This is a genomic window from Nocardia flavorosea NBRC 108225, assembly GCF_001613385.1.
Lineage (GTDB): Bacteria > Actinomycetota > Actinomycetes > Mycobacteriales > Mycobacteriaceae > Nocardia > Nocardia flavorosea.
Genome location: NZ_BDCG01000006.1, coordinates 134,744 through 149,311, shown reverse-complemented (window position 1 = coordinate 149,311; position 14,568 = coordinate 134,744). Strand labels below are relative to the sequence as shown.

Annotated in this window: 10 protein-coding genes; 1 reads left to right on the top strand and 9 read right to left on the bottom strand. The window is 65.2% G+C overall.

Annotated elements, in window-relative coordinates; translation table 11 throughout:
• Nucleotides 1-3: 3 nt before the first annotated feature.
• The 6 genes from bluB to NFL01S_RS07890 all read right to left on the bottom strand — a co-directional run bounded on the left by bluB (nucleotide 4) and on the right by NFL01S_RS07890 (nucleotide 7,308).
• The gene (gene bluB / locus NFL01S_RS07915; protein WP_062973039.1) at nucleotides 4-636 is read right to left on the bottom strand and encodes a 5,6-dimethylbenzimidazole synthase; all 633 of its coding nucleotides are present in this window, start codon (nucleotides 634-636) and stop codon (nucleotides 4-6) included.
• A gap of 443 nt (nucleotides 637-1,079) precedes the next feature.
• Nucleotides 1,080-2,345 carry a fatty acid desaturase family protein gene (locus NFL01S_RS07910; protein ID WP_062972975.1) on the bottom strand — a complete coding sequence of 422 codons (1,266 nt, stop codon included), beginning with the start codon at nucleotides 2,343-2,345 and terminating at the stop codon, nucleotides 1,080-1,082.
• A 223-nt stretch (nucleotides 2,346-2,568) separates the two neighbouring features.
• Nucleotides 2,569-3,945 carry a fatty acid desaturase family protein gene (locus NFL01S_RS07905; protein ID WP_062972973.1) on the bottom strand — a complete coding sequence of 459 codons (1,377 nt, stop codon included), beginning with the start codon at nucleotides 3,943-3,945 and terminating at the stop codon, nucleotides 2,569-2,571.
• Nucleotides 3,946-4,100: 155 nt separating this feature from the next.
• The gene (locus NFL01S_RS07900) at nucleotides 4,101-5,234 is read right to left on the bottom strand and encodes a ferredoxin reductase (protein WP_062972971.1); all 1,134 of its coding nucleotides are present in this window, start codon (nucleotides 5,232-5,234) and stop codon (nucleotides 4,101-4,103) included.
• Between the two features lie 153 nt (nucleotides 5,235-5,387).
• Nucleotides 5,388-5,891, bottom strand: a complete 504-nt coding sequence (locus NFL01S_RS07895; RefSeq protein ID WP_062973037.1) for a DUF6912 family protein — start codon at nucleotides 5,889-5,891, stop codon at nucleotides 5,388-5,390.
• A gap of 10 nt (nucleotides 5,892-5,901) precedes the next feature.
• The gene (locus tag NFL01S_RS07890) at nucleotides 5,902-7,308 is read right to left on the bottom strand and encodes a WS/DGAT/MGAT family O-acyltransferase (RefSeq protein WP_062972969.1); all 1,407 of its coding nucleotides are present in this window, start codon (nucleotides 7,306-7,308) and stop codon (nucleotides 5,902-5,904) included.
• A 369-nt stretch (nucleotides 7,309-7,677) separates the two neighbouring features.
• Here NFL01S_RS07890 and secA point away from each other — a divergent pair, with 369 nt between their 5' ends.
• Nucleotides 7,678-10,491, top strand: coding sequence for a preprotein translocase subunit SecA (gene secA, locus NFL01S_RS07885; RefSeq protein WP_247606016.1), 2,814 nt, complete (start codon nucleotides 7,678-7,680; stop codon nucleotides 10,489-10,491).
• 89 nt (nucleotides 10,492-10,580) lie between these two features.
• Here the strand turns inward: secA and NFL01S_RS07880 are convergent, their stop codons facing one another.
• From NFL01S_RS07880 to NFL01S_RS36355, 3 genes are all read right to left on the bottom strand, one after another.
• Nucleotides 10,581-10,979 (bottom strand): DUF732 domain-containing protein, encoded by a 399-nt coding sequence (locus tag NFL01S_RS07880; RefSeq protein ID WP_062972967.1) that lies wholly within the window; start codon nucleotides 10,977-10,979, stop codon nucleotides 10,581-10,583.
• A gap of 266 nt (nucleotides 10,980-11,245) precedes the next feature.
• A complete protein-coding gene (locus tag NFL01S_RS07875; RefSeq protein ID WP_062972966.1) occupies nucleotides 11,246-12,043 on the bottom strand; it encodes an ESX secretion-associated protein EspG in 798 nt (265 codons plus the stop codon).
• Nucleotides 12,040-14,502 carry a hypothetical protein gene (locus NFL01S_RS36355; RefSeq protein WP_157116355.1) on the bottom strand — a complete coding sequence of 821 codons (2,463 nt, stop codon included), beginning with the start codon at nucleotides 14,500-14,502 and terminating at the stop codon, nucleotides 12,040-12,042. The genes NFL01S_RS07875 and NFL01S_RS36355 overlap by 4 nt, the downstream gene beginning before the upstream one ends.
• Nucleotides 14,503-14,568 lie beyond the last annotated feature (66 nt).

The window sequence follows — 14,568 nt, the reverse complement described above, 5'->3', positions numbered from 1 at the left end:
GCGTCATTGCCCTCGCCCCGCCTCGTAACTCTCGTGGTGCACGGCATCGGTCAGTTCTCGTCTGCCTCGCCAGCCGAAACGTTCGAGGTCCGGGATGCGCTGGAATTCGTTCACCGGACCGATACAGAGCCAGGCCACCGGCCGGATACCGGCAGGCAGATCGATGAGTTCGGCGAGGAACGGCGCATCGTAGAAGGACACCCAGCCGACGCCGATCTGCTCGGCGGTCGCGGCCAGCCACAAATTCTGGATTGCGAGAATCGTCGAGTAGACGCCGGTCTCGGGGACGGAGGCGCGGCCGAGAATATGCGGTCCACCGCGGGCGTCGTCGTGGACGACGACGATCCCGGTACCGCTCTCCTCGATTCCCTCGATCTTGATCGGGTCGAATGTCGCGGCGCGTTCGGCCGGCAGCGATCGGGCGAATTCGAGCCGCTTCTCCGCGACATGGGCCGCGAACTTCCGCAGGGTGGCCCGGTTGCGGACGAGCACGAAATCCCACGGCTGGGAGTTCCCGACGCTCGGTGCGCAATGCGCCGCCTCGAGGATCCGCCACAGCACGGTATCGTCGACCGGTTCGCCGGTGAACTCGGCGCGGACATCACGCCGCGTCCGGATCGCCTCGTACAGACTCATCTCCACAGCACCCACCACGCCAGTATCGCCGGTGTGCAGGGTCCACCGGGCACGTTCGTGCTCTTCGCGTCTTACCCGGAGGTACGAAGCGCGTAGACCCCGAACGTCACAGCCCTCGGTATGCCGGCGACGACATCGGCACAATCCGCAACAATCCGCACTCGCTCCCGGGGCGATGTACTTCAGCGGCCTCAGCACTCCGCTGGGGGCAGCCGGCCTACGCGTGATCGGGCGGGCCCATGCGGCGGCGGTCGGGCGTTACCGGTGATGCGCGGGCGGTCAGCAGTGCCGGCGCCGCGGGCGGCGATCAGCAGTACCGGTGGCTCCCGTCGCGGAGTCGGTCCGCGGCACCCCGGATTTGCTTCGGACATGACAGCAGCACATGGCCCGCACATCATGTGCGGGCCATTGCCAGATGGGCCATGCCTCGGACGTCGGTGCGCCTACGACGCGGCGGCCACCGGCGCGGAGGTCCGGCGAGTGAGCCGACGGCGCCCCTCGGCGATCGCGGTACGCAAACCGCGTCGCTTCCCGGTCACCGGGTCGATCGTTCCGACGGCGCGGCCGTTGAACCGCCGTTCCGACGCCGTTTCCGGGGCATCGTCGGCGGTGTGGCGCAGGTACTTGTTCGGCAGCGACAGCTTCGCAATGGTTCGCCACGCCTTGAAGTACTGGACGGGCAGGGAACCGGTTGTATACGGGAGGTCGTATTTATCGCACAGTTCTCGTACCCGGACCGCGATCTCGGCGTACCGGTTGCTCGGCAGATCCGGGAAGAGGTGGTGTTCGATCTGATGGCTCAGATTGCCGGTCATGAAATGCATGAGCTTGCCGCCGGAGATGTTGGCGCTGCCCAGCATCTGCCGCAGATACCACTGCGCGTGGGTTTCGTTGTCGATATCGGCCTTGGTGAACTTCTCGGCGCCGTCGGGGAAATGACCGCAGAAGATCACGGCATTGGACCAGATATTGCGGATCACGTTCGCCGCCAGGTTCGCGGTGAGCGTGTGGAAGAAGGAGGGCCCCGTCAGCAGCGGGAAGACGACGTAATCCTTCAGCGCCTGCTTTTTGACCTTGGCCAGCACCTCGTCGACCTTCCGGTCGAATTCGGCCCGCTCCGGCGTTCCGGGCTGTACCTTCCCGGCCGCGATCTTGCCGAGTTCCAGGTGCTGGATCGCGACACCGTATTCGAACAGTGACTGCAGGACCAGGTTGTACACCGGGTTACCGATATTGAACGGTTTCCACCGCTGATCGCGCGTGACCCGCAGCAGGCCGTAGCCGATATCGTCGTCCATCCCCAGAACATTCGTGTACTTGTGGTGCAAGTAGTTGTGGGTGTGCTTCCAGTGCTTGGACGGACCGGCGTTATCCCATTCCCAGTGGGTGGAGTGGATCTCCGGGTCGTTCATCCAGTCCCACTGCCCGTGCATCACATTATGGCCGATCTCCATGTTCTCGATGATCTTGGAGGTGCCCAGCAGGGCTACGCCGGCCAGCCAGGCCGGGGGCAGGAAACTGGCGAAAAGTACAGTACGGCCGCTGATTTCGAGTGCGCGCTGCAAGCGGATGACATTGCGGATATAGCGGGCGTCGCGCTCACCGCGGGTGGATTCGATGTCTCGGCGAATCGCGTCGAACTCTGCTCCGAGCGCTTCCACATCCGCCTCGGTGAGGTGCGCGTATTCCTTGACATCCGATATAGCCATGCGGGCTACCCTACCGTAAGTTACGACACCGTAGGTTTGGGGATATCGGTAGAAAATGTGGCGTGCGCCCTATTGCAGGTCCCAATACGCGGATGCTATGCCGAGGGGGTCCGATGGTGTGGATCACCGTGGCGGCCCTAGCGAATCATCGATGGATTCCGGCTGGACTTTACACCCGAATCCGTGCGGCCGCGCGGCGGAATATCCGGCCCCCGGTGGAAAGCTATCCGGCGGGTTGGGCGGTATTCGCCTTGCGCAGCACATACCGGGCCCGCCGCAGCAGATCCCGCTCGTGCCGGGCCTTCGCCCGCATCGAACGCTGAGCGGTGCGCAGAACTTCTTTTTCGTGCTCGGCCTTGGCCCGCAGGGCGGCCTTCGCCTCCGACAGCGCCGATTTCAGACCACGCCGTTTACCGGTGGCCGGGTCGATACTCCACGGCCGGTGCTCGGCGCCGGAGTGCGCGGTCAGGCCGGCGAACTTGCGCTCCGACGAGGTTTCCGGCGCATCGTCGGCCGTACGGCGCAGGAATCGGTCCGGCAGGGCGAGTTTGTGGATGGTCCGGAAGGCCAGCAGATACTGCTTACCCAGCGATCCGGTGGTATACGGCAGATCGTATTTCTCGCACAGCTCGCGTACCGCCACCGCGACCTGTGGATATCGGTTGCTCGGCAGATCCGGGAAGAGATGGTGTTCGATCTGGTAGCTGAGGTTACCGCTCATGAATCCCATCACCGGCCCGGCGGAGAAATTGGCGCTGCCCAGCATCTGCCGTAGATACCATTCGCCGCGTGTCTCGCCTTCGAGTTGCTCTTCGGTGAACTTCTCCGCACCGTCCGGGAAATGGCCGCAGAAGATGACGGCGTAGGCCCACAGATTGCGGATCAGGTTCGCGGTGGCGTTGGCCTTCAGCGTGGCGGTGAACGCGGGGCCGGTGAGCGCCGGATAGATGAGAAAGTCCTTGGCGACCTGCCGGGCGATCTTGCCGCCGAACTGTTTGTTCGGTTCGGAATCGAGCTGGAAGCGCGGCACCCCGGACAGTTGTTTCTCGATCTTCCAGTCGTGCAGCGCGATCCCCCATTCGAAGGCCGCCGCCAGGACGATATTGGCGATCGGCTGGATCAGGTGGATCGGCCGCCACTGCTCGTCGCGGGTCATCCGCAGGATGCCGAAACCGAGGTCTTCGTCGCGACCCAGCACATTGGTGTAGGTGTGGTGTGAATAGTTGTGCGCGCGGCGCCACTGTGCCGACGGCCCGGTCATATCCCACTCCCAATTCGTGGAGTGGATTTCGGGATCGTTCATCCAATCCCACTGACCGTGGCTGATGTTGTGCGCCAGCTCCATATTCTCGATGATCTTGGCGACGGACAACATCGCCGTCCCGGCCAGCCAGGCCCAGCGGTTGCGGCTGCCGAACAGTACGGCCCGGGCCGAGAACTCCAGACCGCGCTGGGCAGCGATGGTGCGCCGGATATAGCGGGCATCGCGTTCACCCAGCGACTGTTCGACCGACCGCCGGATACCGTCGAGTTCCTGACCCAGCATCTCGACATCCGCGGCCGTGAGGTGGGCAAAGGCTCTGATGTCGGTGATGGCCACCGGCGTCCCTTCTGTAAGCGCGGTATGCGTAGCCGAGCGCGGCACGGTCGAAACGATTATGTGATCGCGTGATCTTCCCGGGTCCCCGGGAAGCGCCCCTGCGGTACACCCCGAGCGTACCTGTGTGCGGTGAACGCCGGGGGTGTCCGGTTCGGTCAGACGTCGAGGGTGCAGTCCCCGGCCGCCGCCGAAATACACGTCTGCACCTTTTCGCCTTCGAAGCGTTCGGTGCCGTTGCGCAGATCGCGAGCATGCCCCGAGGTCAAGGTGACCACGCAGGTCTGGCAGATCCCCATCCGGCAGCCGAAGGGCAACCGGACCCCCGCGGATTCACCGGCCTCCAGCAGTGTGGTGGCGCCGTCGACGGTTGCCGTGCGACCGGATTTACCGAAGGTGACCGTGCCGCCCTCGGTGGTTGCGGATCGTTCCACCTCGAACCGCTCCACATGCAGCGCGCCGTCGAGTCCGGCCCCACGCCAGTGCTTCTCGATATCGTCGAGCATTCCCAGGGGGCCGCAGGCCCATGCCTGCCGTTCACGCCAGTCCGGATACAGCTCGTCGAGCGCGGCGGGCGCGAATTTGCCCTTGTCCGCAGTGAGATGGATATGCGAGACGAATCCCGGATGCCGCCGGTGCAGGTCGGCGAGCTCATCCGCGAACATGACCTCGTCGGCGGATCGGGCCGAATGGATATGCACCACGTCTGTCACCGAGTCACGGCGATCCAGGGCACGCAGCATGGACATGACCGGTGTGATGCCGGAGCCCGCGGTGAGGAAGAGCACCTTGGGGGGTGGCGGTGACGGCAGCACGAACGCACCCTGCGGGGCCGCCAGCCGGACGACGGTACCGGGGGTGACGCCGTTGACCAGGTGGCTGGAGAGGAACCCCTCCGGCATCGCCTTCACCGCGATGGCGATGACCTTCTTGCCGTAGCGCGGATCGTTCCAGTCGGGCGGGCTGGTGAGCGAATAGGACCGCCAGTGCCAGCGACCGTCGACCAGGATGCCGATACCGATGTACTGGCCGGGCTCGTACCGGAAATCGAAACCCCAGCCCGGTTTGATCACCAGTGTCGCCGAATCGGCGGTTTCCTTGCGAACGTCGACCACGCGACCGCGTAGTTCCCGGGCCGACCACAGCGGATTGGCCAGATGCAGATAGTCGTCGGGCAGCAGCGGGGTGGTTGCCCGGGCCACCGCCCCGCGGAGGACGTTGAGCCGTCCGCCGCGTTCGGCGACCTCGGCCGCCGGAGCTTCCAGCCACTCCCGGACATTCTCGAGAAACATCGGTGCCGTGTCGTCCTTCTGTCGTCGTGGCCACCCGCGGCGACCGCCTGCCCACAGGTTACGGCATCGTAGGTTGTCCGGGGTTCGTGCGCCGTCACAACCATCGGGCGTTCCCGCCGGGCCGCGGTTCGCCGGCGGTGGGCCGGCCGATCGTTACAGCAGCTCGAGCAGGAAGGGTAGTTCCTGGGTGGCGTACCAGGCCAGCTGGTGGTCCTCCGCGTCACCCAAGACGAATTCCGCGTCCTCGTCGCCGAGATCCGCGGCGTCGATGATGTCCACCGCCTTGGCCACGGCGGATTCGGCCTCGGCCAGATCCATATGGACCGAGCCGACCCGCTTGAACTCGATCGGGCCGTCCAGCTTCACGACGGCATCGTCGAGATCGGGTCGCAGGGTCGCGCCCGTGACGTCGACCGCGATCACCGCGCGGCGGTACATCGGCGCGGTCGAACTGTGCACTTCGTCGGCCAGCAGCCGCAGCGACGCCCGCGCCGCCTCCGCCATGGCCGCCTCCGCGAGTTCCTCGTCGTCGCCGGATGCGTAGGCCTCGCGTAGGGCGGGGGTGAGGGCGAAGGCGGTCCCGCCCACCGCGTGCAGTTCGCGTTTGTCCACGAGGTCCTGCAGCATCGACACCGTGGCCGGTACGTACACGCGCATGGTCTTGCGGTCAGAGGCAGGCACCGAGTAACTCCTCCATCGATTCGGGTACCGACGCGGCCAGTACACCGATATCGGCCATTGCTTCGCGGTCGGCGTTGAGTCCGTAGCAGACCCGTCCGTCATAGGACGTGATCCCGATACTCGTCGCCTGGTTGCGCAGCAACGGTGACACCGGGTACATCTCCAGCATCCGCGCACCGCCGACGAACATGGGCGTCTGCGGGCCCGGCGCGTTGGTGATCACCACATTGAACGTATGGTCTGCGAACGTACTCGCCGCCCGCACACTCATCGCGTGCAGGCTGGCAGGAGCGAAGCCGGCGAGGTGTACCAGGGTGCGGGCCCGCACCGCATGACGCGGCCGGCCCTCCGCCGAGGTGGCGTGTGCGATATGCGACAGCCGCATCACCGGGCTCGGTTCACCCACGGGCAGCGAGATCAGCAGCGGAGTGATCGCGCTGGGCAGACTGCGGCCGGTGCGGGGTTCACCGCCGTAGCCCGACATCGGCACCACCGCGCGCAGCACGGTCGATTCGGTCATTCCCTTGTTCCGGGACAGCAGCCAGTTGCGCAGCGCACCGGTCATCACGGCGAGTACCACATCGTTGATGGTGCAGCCGGCCTGCTGATGGATCCGCTTGTAGTCGGCCAGGTCGGTCACCGCGGTGGCGAACCGGCGTTGCCGGCAGGTACGGGCGTTCAACGGGCTGTCCGGGGTGCCGCTGGTCGCCGATCGCACCGCCGACACCACCGAGTCCAGCGTCCGCCCCGCTGTACCGATCACGCCCGCCGCGTTCGCCCCCGCTTCACGTAGGACCTCGACGGCCGAGGTCGGCTGCGCCGCGAGGTGCCCCAGCGCGCCCAGCAGCAGATCGGTATCGCTCGGTTCGCGGCCGGGCTGCCACTGATCGTCGGCTATCTCGCGCGGGGATTCGGCGGTATCGGCGACGACATGCCCGATCTCCAGGGCCGCGACGCCGTCCACCAAGGCGGCATGGGATTTCGTATAGATCGCGCAACGCCCGCCGGACAGGCCCTCGATCAGGTACATCTCCCATAGCGGCCGGGCCGGATCGAGCGGCCGTGAGCCCAGCCGGGCCGCCAGTTCGTGCAGCTGCTCGTCGCTGCCCGGTGCGGGCAGTGCCGAACGGCGGATGTGATAGGTGATATCGAACCGGCTGTCCTCGACCCAGACCGGGCGGCCCAGGGACAGTGGGACCTGCCGGACCTTGCGCCGGTACCGGGGAGCCAGGGGCAGGCGTGCTTCGACCAGATCGACCAGAGCCGGATAGTCGAGCGGCCGATCGTCACCGGTGGTGTTGTCCAGGACGATCAGTGAGCCGATGTGTACCGGGTGCGTGGTCGATTCCAGCCGGAAGAACTCGGCGTCCTGCGGTGTCAGCCTGGCTATCACGCTGGTGTCTGCCCTTCGGAGTCCGGAATCCGCACTCCATTGTGACCAGTCCGCAGTCGTTCCCGCACCATTGTGTGGATTTTCCGATACTCGTTTCGCGGGCTTGCGCGGTGGTTCGCAGTGGTATAACGGTCGTGACCGTTGTCGGCGTAAATGTGACGAAGGCGTGGTGGCCGGGTCCGCGGCGACGCCTACCATGGGTGCCGCATTACCATGAAGCAAGCTGCGGCTACGCACGCCGGTAAGGACGGTTACAACCGCCGGGCGAAGTGCAGCCGTGAACATCGGAGCCGAAACCGACCCAGAGGACTGACGAGACTCGTGCCTGCGCTGACACTGACGAGGTTGCTACGTTTTGGTGAGGGTCGCATGGTCAAGCGTCTCTCCCATCTCGCCGACGAGGTGATCCGGCTCGAGGACGATTACTCCTCGCTCACCGACGCCGAGCTACAGGCCAAAACCGGCGAGTTCCGGGAACGCTACGCCGGCGGCGAAACCCTCGACGACCTGCTGCTGGAGGCATTCGCGGTGGCCCGCGAAGCCTCGTGGCGGGTACTGCAGCAGAAGCATTACAAGGTGCAGATGATGGGCGGCGCCGCCCTGCATCTGGGCAATATCGCGGAAATGAAGACCGGTGAGGGTAAAACCCTCACCTCGGTGCTGCCCGCGTATCTGAACGCGATCAGTGGTGACGGCGTGCATATCGTCACCACCAACGACTACCTGGCCAAACGAGACTCCGAATGGATGGGCCGGGTTCACCGTTTCCTCGGACTCGAGGTGGGCGCGATCCTGGCCGGGATGACACCGGCGCAGCGGCGCGACGCCTACAACGCCGACATCACCTACGGCACCAACAACGAATTCGGCTTCGACTATCTGCGCGACAATATGACCCATTCGCTGGACGATCTCGTTCAGCGCGGCCACAATTTCGCCGTGGTCGACGAGGTCGACTCGATTCTGATCGACGAGGCCCGCACCCCGCTGATCATCTCGGGCCCGGCCGACGCCTCCAGTAAGTGGTATGGGGAATTCGCCCGAATTGCGCCGTTGCTGAAAAAGGATCTGCATTACGAGGTCGATATCAAGAAACGCACCATCGGCGTGCACGAGGCCGGGGTGGAGTTCGTCGAGGACCAGCTCGGTATCGACAATCTCTACGAGGCGGCGAACTCGCCGCTGGTGAGTTACCTGAACAACGCCATCAAGGCCAAGGAACTCTACACCCGCGACAAGGACTACATCGTCCGTGACGGTGAGGTGATCATCGTCGACGAGTTCACCGGACGTATCCTGGTCGGCCGCCGCTACAACGAGGGTATGCACCAGGCGATCGAGGCCAAGGAAGAGGTCGAGATCCAGCCGGAGAACCAGACCCTGGCCACGATCACGCTGCAGAACTACTTCCGCCTGTACGACAAGCTGTCGGGTATGACCGGTACCGCCGAAACCGAGGCGGCCGAGCTGCACCAGATCTACGACCTCGGGGTCATCCCGATCCCGACCAACCGGCCCATGGTGCGCGTCGACCAGGCCGATCTCATCTACAAGACCGAAGAGGCGAAGTTCAATGCCGTGGTCGACGATGTGGTCGAACGGTACGAGAACGGGCAACCGGTGCTCATCGGTACCACCAGCGTGGACCGCTCCGAATACCTGTCCAAGCAACTCACCAAGCGCGGCGTACCGCACAACGTTCTCAATGCGAAGTTCCACGAGAAGGAAGCGCAGATCATCGCCGAGGCCGGCCGCCCCGGCCAGGTGACGGTCGCGACGAATATGGCCGGTCGCGGTACCGACGTCGTGCTCGGTGGTAACCCGGACATCATCACCGACACCATGCTGCGCCAGCAGGGGCTGGATCCGGTGAACACGCCCGAGGAGTACCAGGCCAACTGGTTCCATGCCCTGGAGAAGGTCAAAAAGCAGGTTGCCGAGGACGCGGCGGCGGTGAAGGAGGCCGGCGGCCTGTACGTGCTGGGCACCGAACGCCATGATTCGCGGCGTATCGACAACCAGTTGCGCGGCCGGTCCGGCCGTCAGGGCGATCCGGGCGAGTCGCGCTTCTACCTGTCGCTCGGTGACGAGTTGATGCGGCGGTTCAACGGCGCGGCACTCGAATCGATCATGACCCGGCTCAACCTGCCCGACGATGTGCCGATCGAGGCGAAGATGGTCTCCAAGGCCATCAAGAGCGCGCAGACCCAGGTCGAGCAGCAGAACTTCGAGATCCGCAAGAACGTGCTCAAGTACGACGAAGTGATGAACCAGCAGCGCACCGTCATCTACAGCGAGCGCAACCGTATCCTGCGCGGTGAGGATATGGAGGGGCAGGTCCAGAGCATGATCACCGACGTGATCACCGCGTATGTCAACGGCGCCACCGCCGAGGGCTATGTGGAGGACTGGGACCTCGACAAGCTGTGGGGTGCGTTGAAAACCCTGTACCCGGTGAGCTTGAAGCATCAGGACCTCACCGGCGAGACCGAGGTCGGCGAGGCCGGAGAGCTCACCCGCGAGGAATTGCTCGACATCCTGCTCGACGACGCACACGATGCCTACACGCAGCGTGAGGACGAGATCGACGGGCTGGCCGGTGCGGGCAGTATGCGCACACTGGAACGCCAGGTGCTGCTGTCGGTGCTGGACCGCAAATGGCGTGAACATCTCTACGAGATGGACTATCTGAAGGAAGGTATCGGCCTGCGCGCCATGGCGCAGCGCGATCCGCTGGTCGAATACCAGCGTGAAGGCTTCGATATGTTCGCGAACATGCTGGAAGGGTTGAAGGAGGACGCCGTCGGCATCCTGTTCAACGTCCAGGTCGAGGTTGCGCAGCCGCAGCCCGAGGGGGTGCAGGTCGACGGCGGTCTGCGGTCGCCGGTAGGCGGGTTGTCCGGTGCCCAGGCGCCGCCGGAAAGCCAGTACCCGACCGAAAAGCTCCCGATCATCAACGGTGCCCCGCCCGCGCTGCGGGCCCGCGGTATCGATCAGTCGGGGCCGCGCGGGCTGAGCTATTCGGGTCCGGCCGAAGGCGGCGCCACGGCGGTGCACAGCGACGCCGAGGAATACGGTTCCGAGTCCGAGGACCGGACGCAGGGGACGCGTCGCCAGCGTCGCGAGGCGGCGCGCGCGCAGACCAAACAGGGCAAGGGCCCGAAGTCACGCCGCAAGCACTGAGTTCGGCAACGGCGGCGCCCCTACCACAGTGGTGGGGGCGCCGCCGTTTTCTGCGTGGCCTGCTGCGGTGGCGCCGCAACGAAATCCGTTCAGTTACCGGCGGAATGCCGTGGGCAGTAGAAACCGACAGCTGCCTGTAGGAAGAGATAGGGATATTCCACGAACGGCCGGGACTCCTCGGCGAGGTAGGTGCGGTTCGCCGCGGTGTTACCGGCTTTGTCGAGGTATTCGCATTGTGCGCGAGCCAGGGCGATGGCCGCATCCTGTAGTGGGCGCGGCTCGTCGTCGAAGGCACTGGCCCGGAGGAATTCTCGATCGGTGAAGGGTAGCTGGGCGACCGAGTCGTCTTTGCCGGCCGGGTTGTGCAGTCCGGTGGTGCCCGAAGTGCCGGGCCGGGTGGCGCCGGAATGGGGATGCGCCCAGGCGGCCGTGGTGCCGCCGAACAGGAGTGCGGACACTGCCGCGCTGATGATCAATGTCTTGAACATCGTTCCTTCTGTGCTCGTTGACATGCAGGGTAGGGAAACAGCTGTCGTACACAGATTTCCGGACGGCTCATCCGGAGATCACACCGATATCCCGCGATTCGCCCGCGGTGGAACTGAATCGATGCGCGGGCATAGTAACCGGAATCGATGCGGGCTGTGCGCTCTTCGGAAAAGAACCGCCGAGACGGCCCGCACATGGTGTCGTCTATTGTTTCCCGGTGAATCGGGTGCGGCTGATCATTCGCGCCCGGCGGCCGCCGGCAGAATCACTCCTCGTGTTCCAGGTTCCGGTCCAGGCGCAACAGCACCTCGGCGATCTGCTCGTGCGCCCATTCGATCATGCGCTTGGTGCCCATCCCGGTCGCGACCTCTACCTCCTGATTCATGGGAATCGCATAGCGCCCGTCATCGGGCAGGTCCCGCCAGCGCAATCCCATATCGACCCGGCCGCGCGGCCCGAACATGGAGCGACCCTGGAAGACCTGGATTGTCCCGGTGGCGGTCGCGGGGGTCGCGAGGAAGGCCGCACTGCGATAGGCCTCGTCGTCCTCGGGTTCGTCGTCGTCGGCGATCATCGGGACGTACGGCCGGGCGTCCGGCAGTGCCCCCGAATCGATCAGCGTGATCTGTGGCATCCGGCCCGCCTTCGCCTCCGGCAACAGAGTCAGGACCGATTCGGCGAGGTCGTGCGGGTCGCACGCGTAAATGTCGAAACCGCCACTGTGCCATACGGTTTCGCCGGGGCGCTGGGACACGACGAATCCGCGTGCCCGCTGCCGGACAGCATGCATACGGATCCAGCTCGCGGGTTCCTCGATGGCCTGTTCGTCCCAGACCGTCGCCAGGAGGGTGACGTCCGGGCGCGATATGGCGTCCGCCATCGCGTAGAGATCGGAATCGTCGCGATCGCGCAGCGCGCGCAGCGTTTCGGCCTTCTCCTTGCGGTAGTCCGCGGCCAGCGGGGTTCGGCTGGTGAACGTGAACGGGTCCGGTAACCCGCCCTGCCGGAATTCCTCGCACAGCACGACGAATTCCAGATCGGTCAATTCCCAGGTGCGGATCATTGTTCGATCACCGGCCGCACCTTGGACGGCGTCTCGTCGAAGACCTCGTCGACGTTCTCACGGGAGGTGAGGAACTCGCCCGGGGTGTGGTTGCCGGACTGCCCTGTCGTTGTGGCTGCGCCGGCACCCGCAGCCGGCGACCCCATCACGGGCATCCCCGGCGTTCCGCCCGGCGTCGAGGTGCCGTGTGCCGCCGAGTAACCGGCGAGTTCCAGTCGCGGGGTGGGCAGCGACGCCCGAGGGAACGCGGTGCCGCTGGGCTGGGATCCCGGGTACGGAGCGAGAGGCGACGACGAATCACCGACCGGCAGGCCGGCTCCCCCCGGACTGCCACCCATCGCCGGCACTGCCGCCTCCGGATCCAGCATTCCGGTCAGATGCCCTTGCAGCTGGGCGGGATCGAGCATTCGGGCCAGCTGGTCCATTCCGGGCATGGTGTCGGCACCGTTCAGGGTGAACGCCTGAATGCCTTGGGTCAGCATATTCACCAAGCGGTCCAGGACGTTCTGGCTCTGCGCGGAGGTGACTCCGGACGGTATCGCGCCGGGTTCACCGGCGAGCAGCGCGGAGAGCTGGTCCGACTCTGTCGGCCTCGGCTCGCCGGTGGTCAGCGGCTCTACGCTTTCGACTCCGGAATTCTCTGCCGTGCCCCCGAACAGTGTGGAGTCCACTCCATACGGTGAGTCCGCCGAGTACAGCTGCTCCAGCGAGGTGTCCTGCAATTCCTGCGGCATCTCGTCCACGGGGATCCCGGTGATCTTCGACAATGCGTCGGCGAGGGTCGGTGCCTTGCCGTCCTGGCCGGTGATCGGCATGTTCTTCAGGGCATCGGGCAGATGCGATTTGGGGATACCGGTGAGTTTGCTGAGGATATCGGCTGCCGTCGGGTTCTTCGGCATGATGGTGCCGGTGACCGGAGTCGGGACCGGGGTGCCCTCGGTGTCTCCGGCGGGCTGATCCGCTGGGGGGTCCTGTCGCGTATCCCCGCCTGGCTGGTTGCCGGAGCCGTACTCGGCTTCGTCGTAGCTGGGCACCTCGGGTACTTCCTGGCCGCCGCCCTGGTCCTGGCCGCCGCCCTGCCCCCCGCCTTGGCCTCGGCCGCTGCCTTCGCCTTGGCCTTGGCTGCCTTGCCCCTGGCTGCTGCCTTCGCCTCGGCCTTGTCCCCCGCCTTCGCCTCGGCTGCCGCCCTGGCCCTGGCCCTGGCCCTGGCCTTCGCCTTGGCCTTGGCCCTGGCCTTCGCCTTGGCCGCCGCCCTGTTGGGAGCCTTCCTCGAAGCCTTTCTCGTACCCGTCGTCGTAGCCCTCGTCGTACGCTTCCTCGGGGGTCCGCTCGCCGCCGTTCTCCCCGCCTCCGTTGTTGTTTCCGCCGCCGCCGTTGTTCTCGTTGTTGTTATTATTACTGTCGCCGTTGTTGTCGGGCGGCGGCTTGGGCTCGGCGATCGGTCCTTCGATCACCGGCATCTCCCGGAGGGAATTCTTCATACCCTCCGCGTAGTGCTTCTCCCACTCCTCGCGATACCGCTGCAGGACTGCCTGTTTGATCGAAGCGCTGGTGAATTCGAAGTCCTGCTGTGGCATCGACATCTGGGTGCGTCGCAGCCACTCCGCGCTGTAGTGCAGGTTCTCGCTCATCGAGAACATCGATTTCCAGAGCGGGGCGCTCGCATCGGTATAGTTCTTGGTCGCTGTCCGGGCCTTGTTCGCGGCATCGCCGCGCCACTTGTTCTGGATGCTCTCGATGGATTCCTCGAACTTCTGCAGTTCTGTTCTCGTATTCGCGGCCAGCCGCCACCAGCCCTGCGAGTATCCCGCCAGTCCGAATATTCCCCACCCGGTCTTGTCCGCGAGCCCCCGGAATTCCCGCATACCGAGCGACGCGCTGTTCTCCAGCCCGACGGCATCCGGCGAGATCGACTCCTGCCGGCCGACATAGTCGTGCAGTTCATCCGGTACGTCGTAGGCATCGGTGTAGCGGAAGTCGTCCTCGGTCCCCACGTTGCCCGCGTCGCGCTTTTCCCCGTCGGGTAGATCGAGATCGCCGAATCTGGAGTGGGTCAGCGCCACCTCCGCCGATGATTCGGCCGGCACCTTGTAGTCGTTCAGCTTGTCGAGCGCATCCGAGTTCTCTTCCTCGACCCGCTTGTAGTACAGCCCGGCCTGGATGAATGCATTGGCCATCTCGGTACCGATATTGATGTGGTCCTGTAGGACGACCTTCAGCCGCTCGGCCCGCTGGATGTAGATCTCGGCGAGCTCCCTACTCGAGCCCAGCACACCGCCGGTGAAGTCGATCACGCTGTCCATGCCGTAATCGCTGATCGCAGCCTTCATGGCCATCATCTGTTCGATCATCCGGCCGGCGGCGTCCGCCCCGGTCACCGCGGCGGCCGGATCGAAATACAGCATATTCTGGGACGCGTCATGTTTCAGACCGGCCCAGGTGCCCGGCTCTTGAACCATCGGATCCGCCTTCCCTTCGCCGCCCGGACCGGCATGCCGATCGCTACCGAACGCGCTGGTACACGT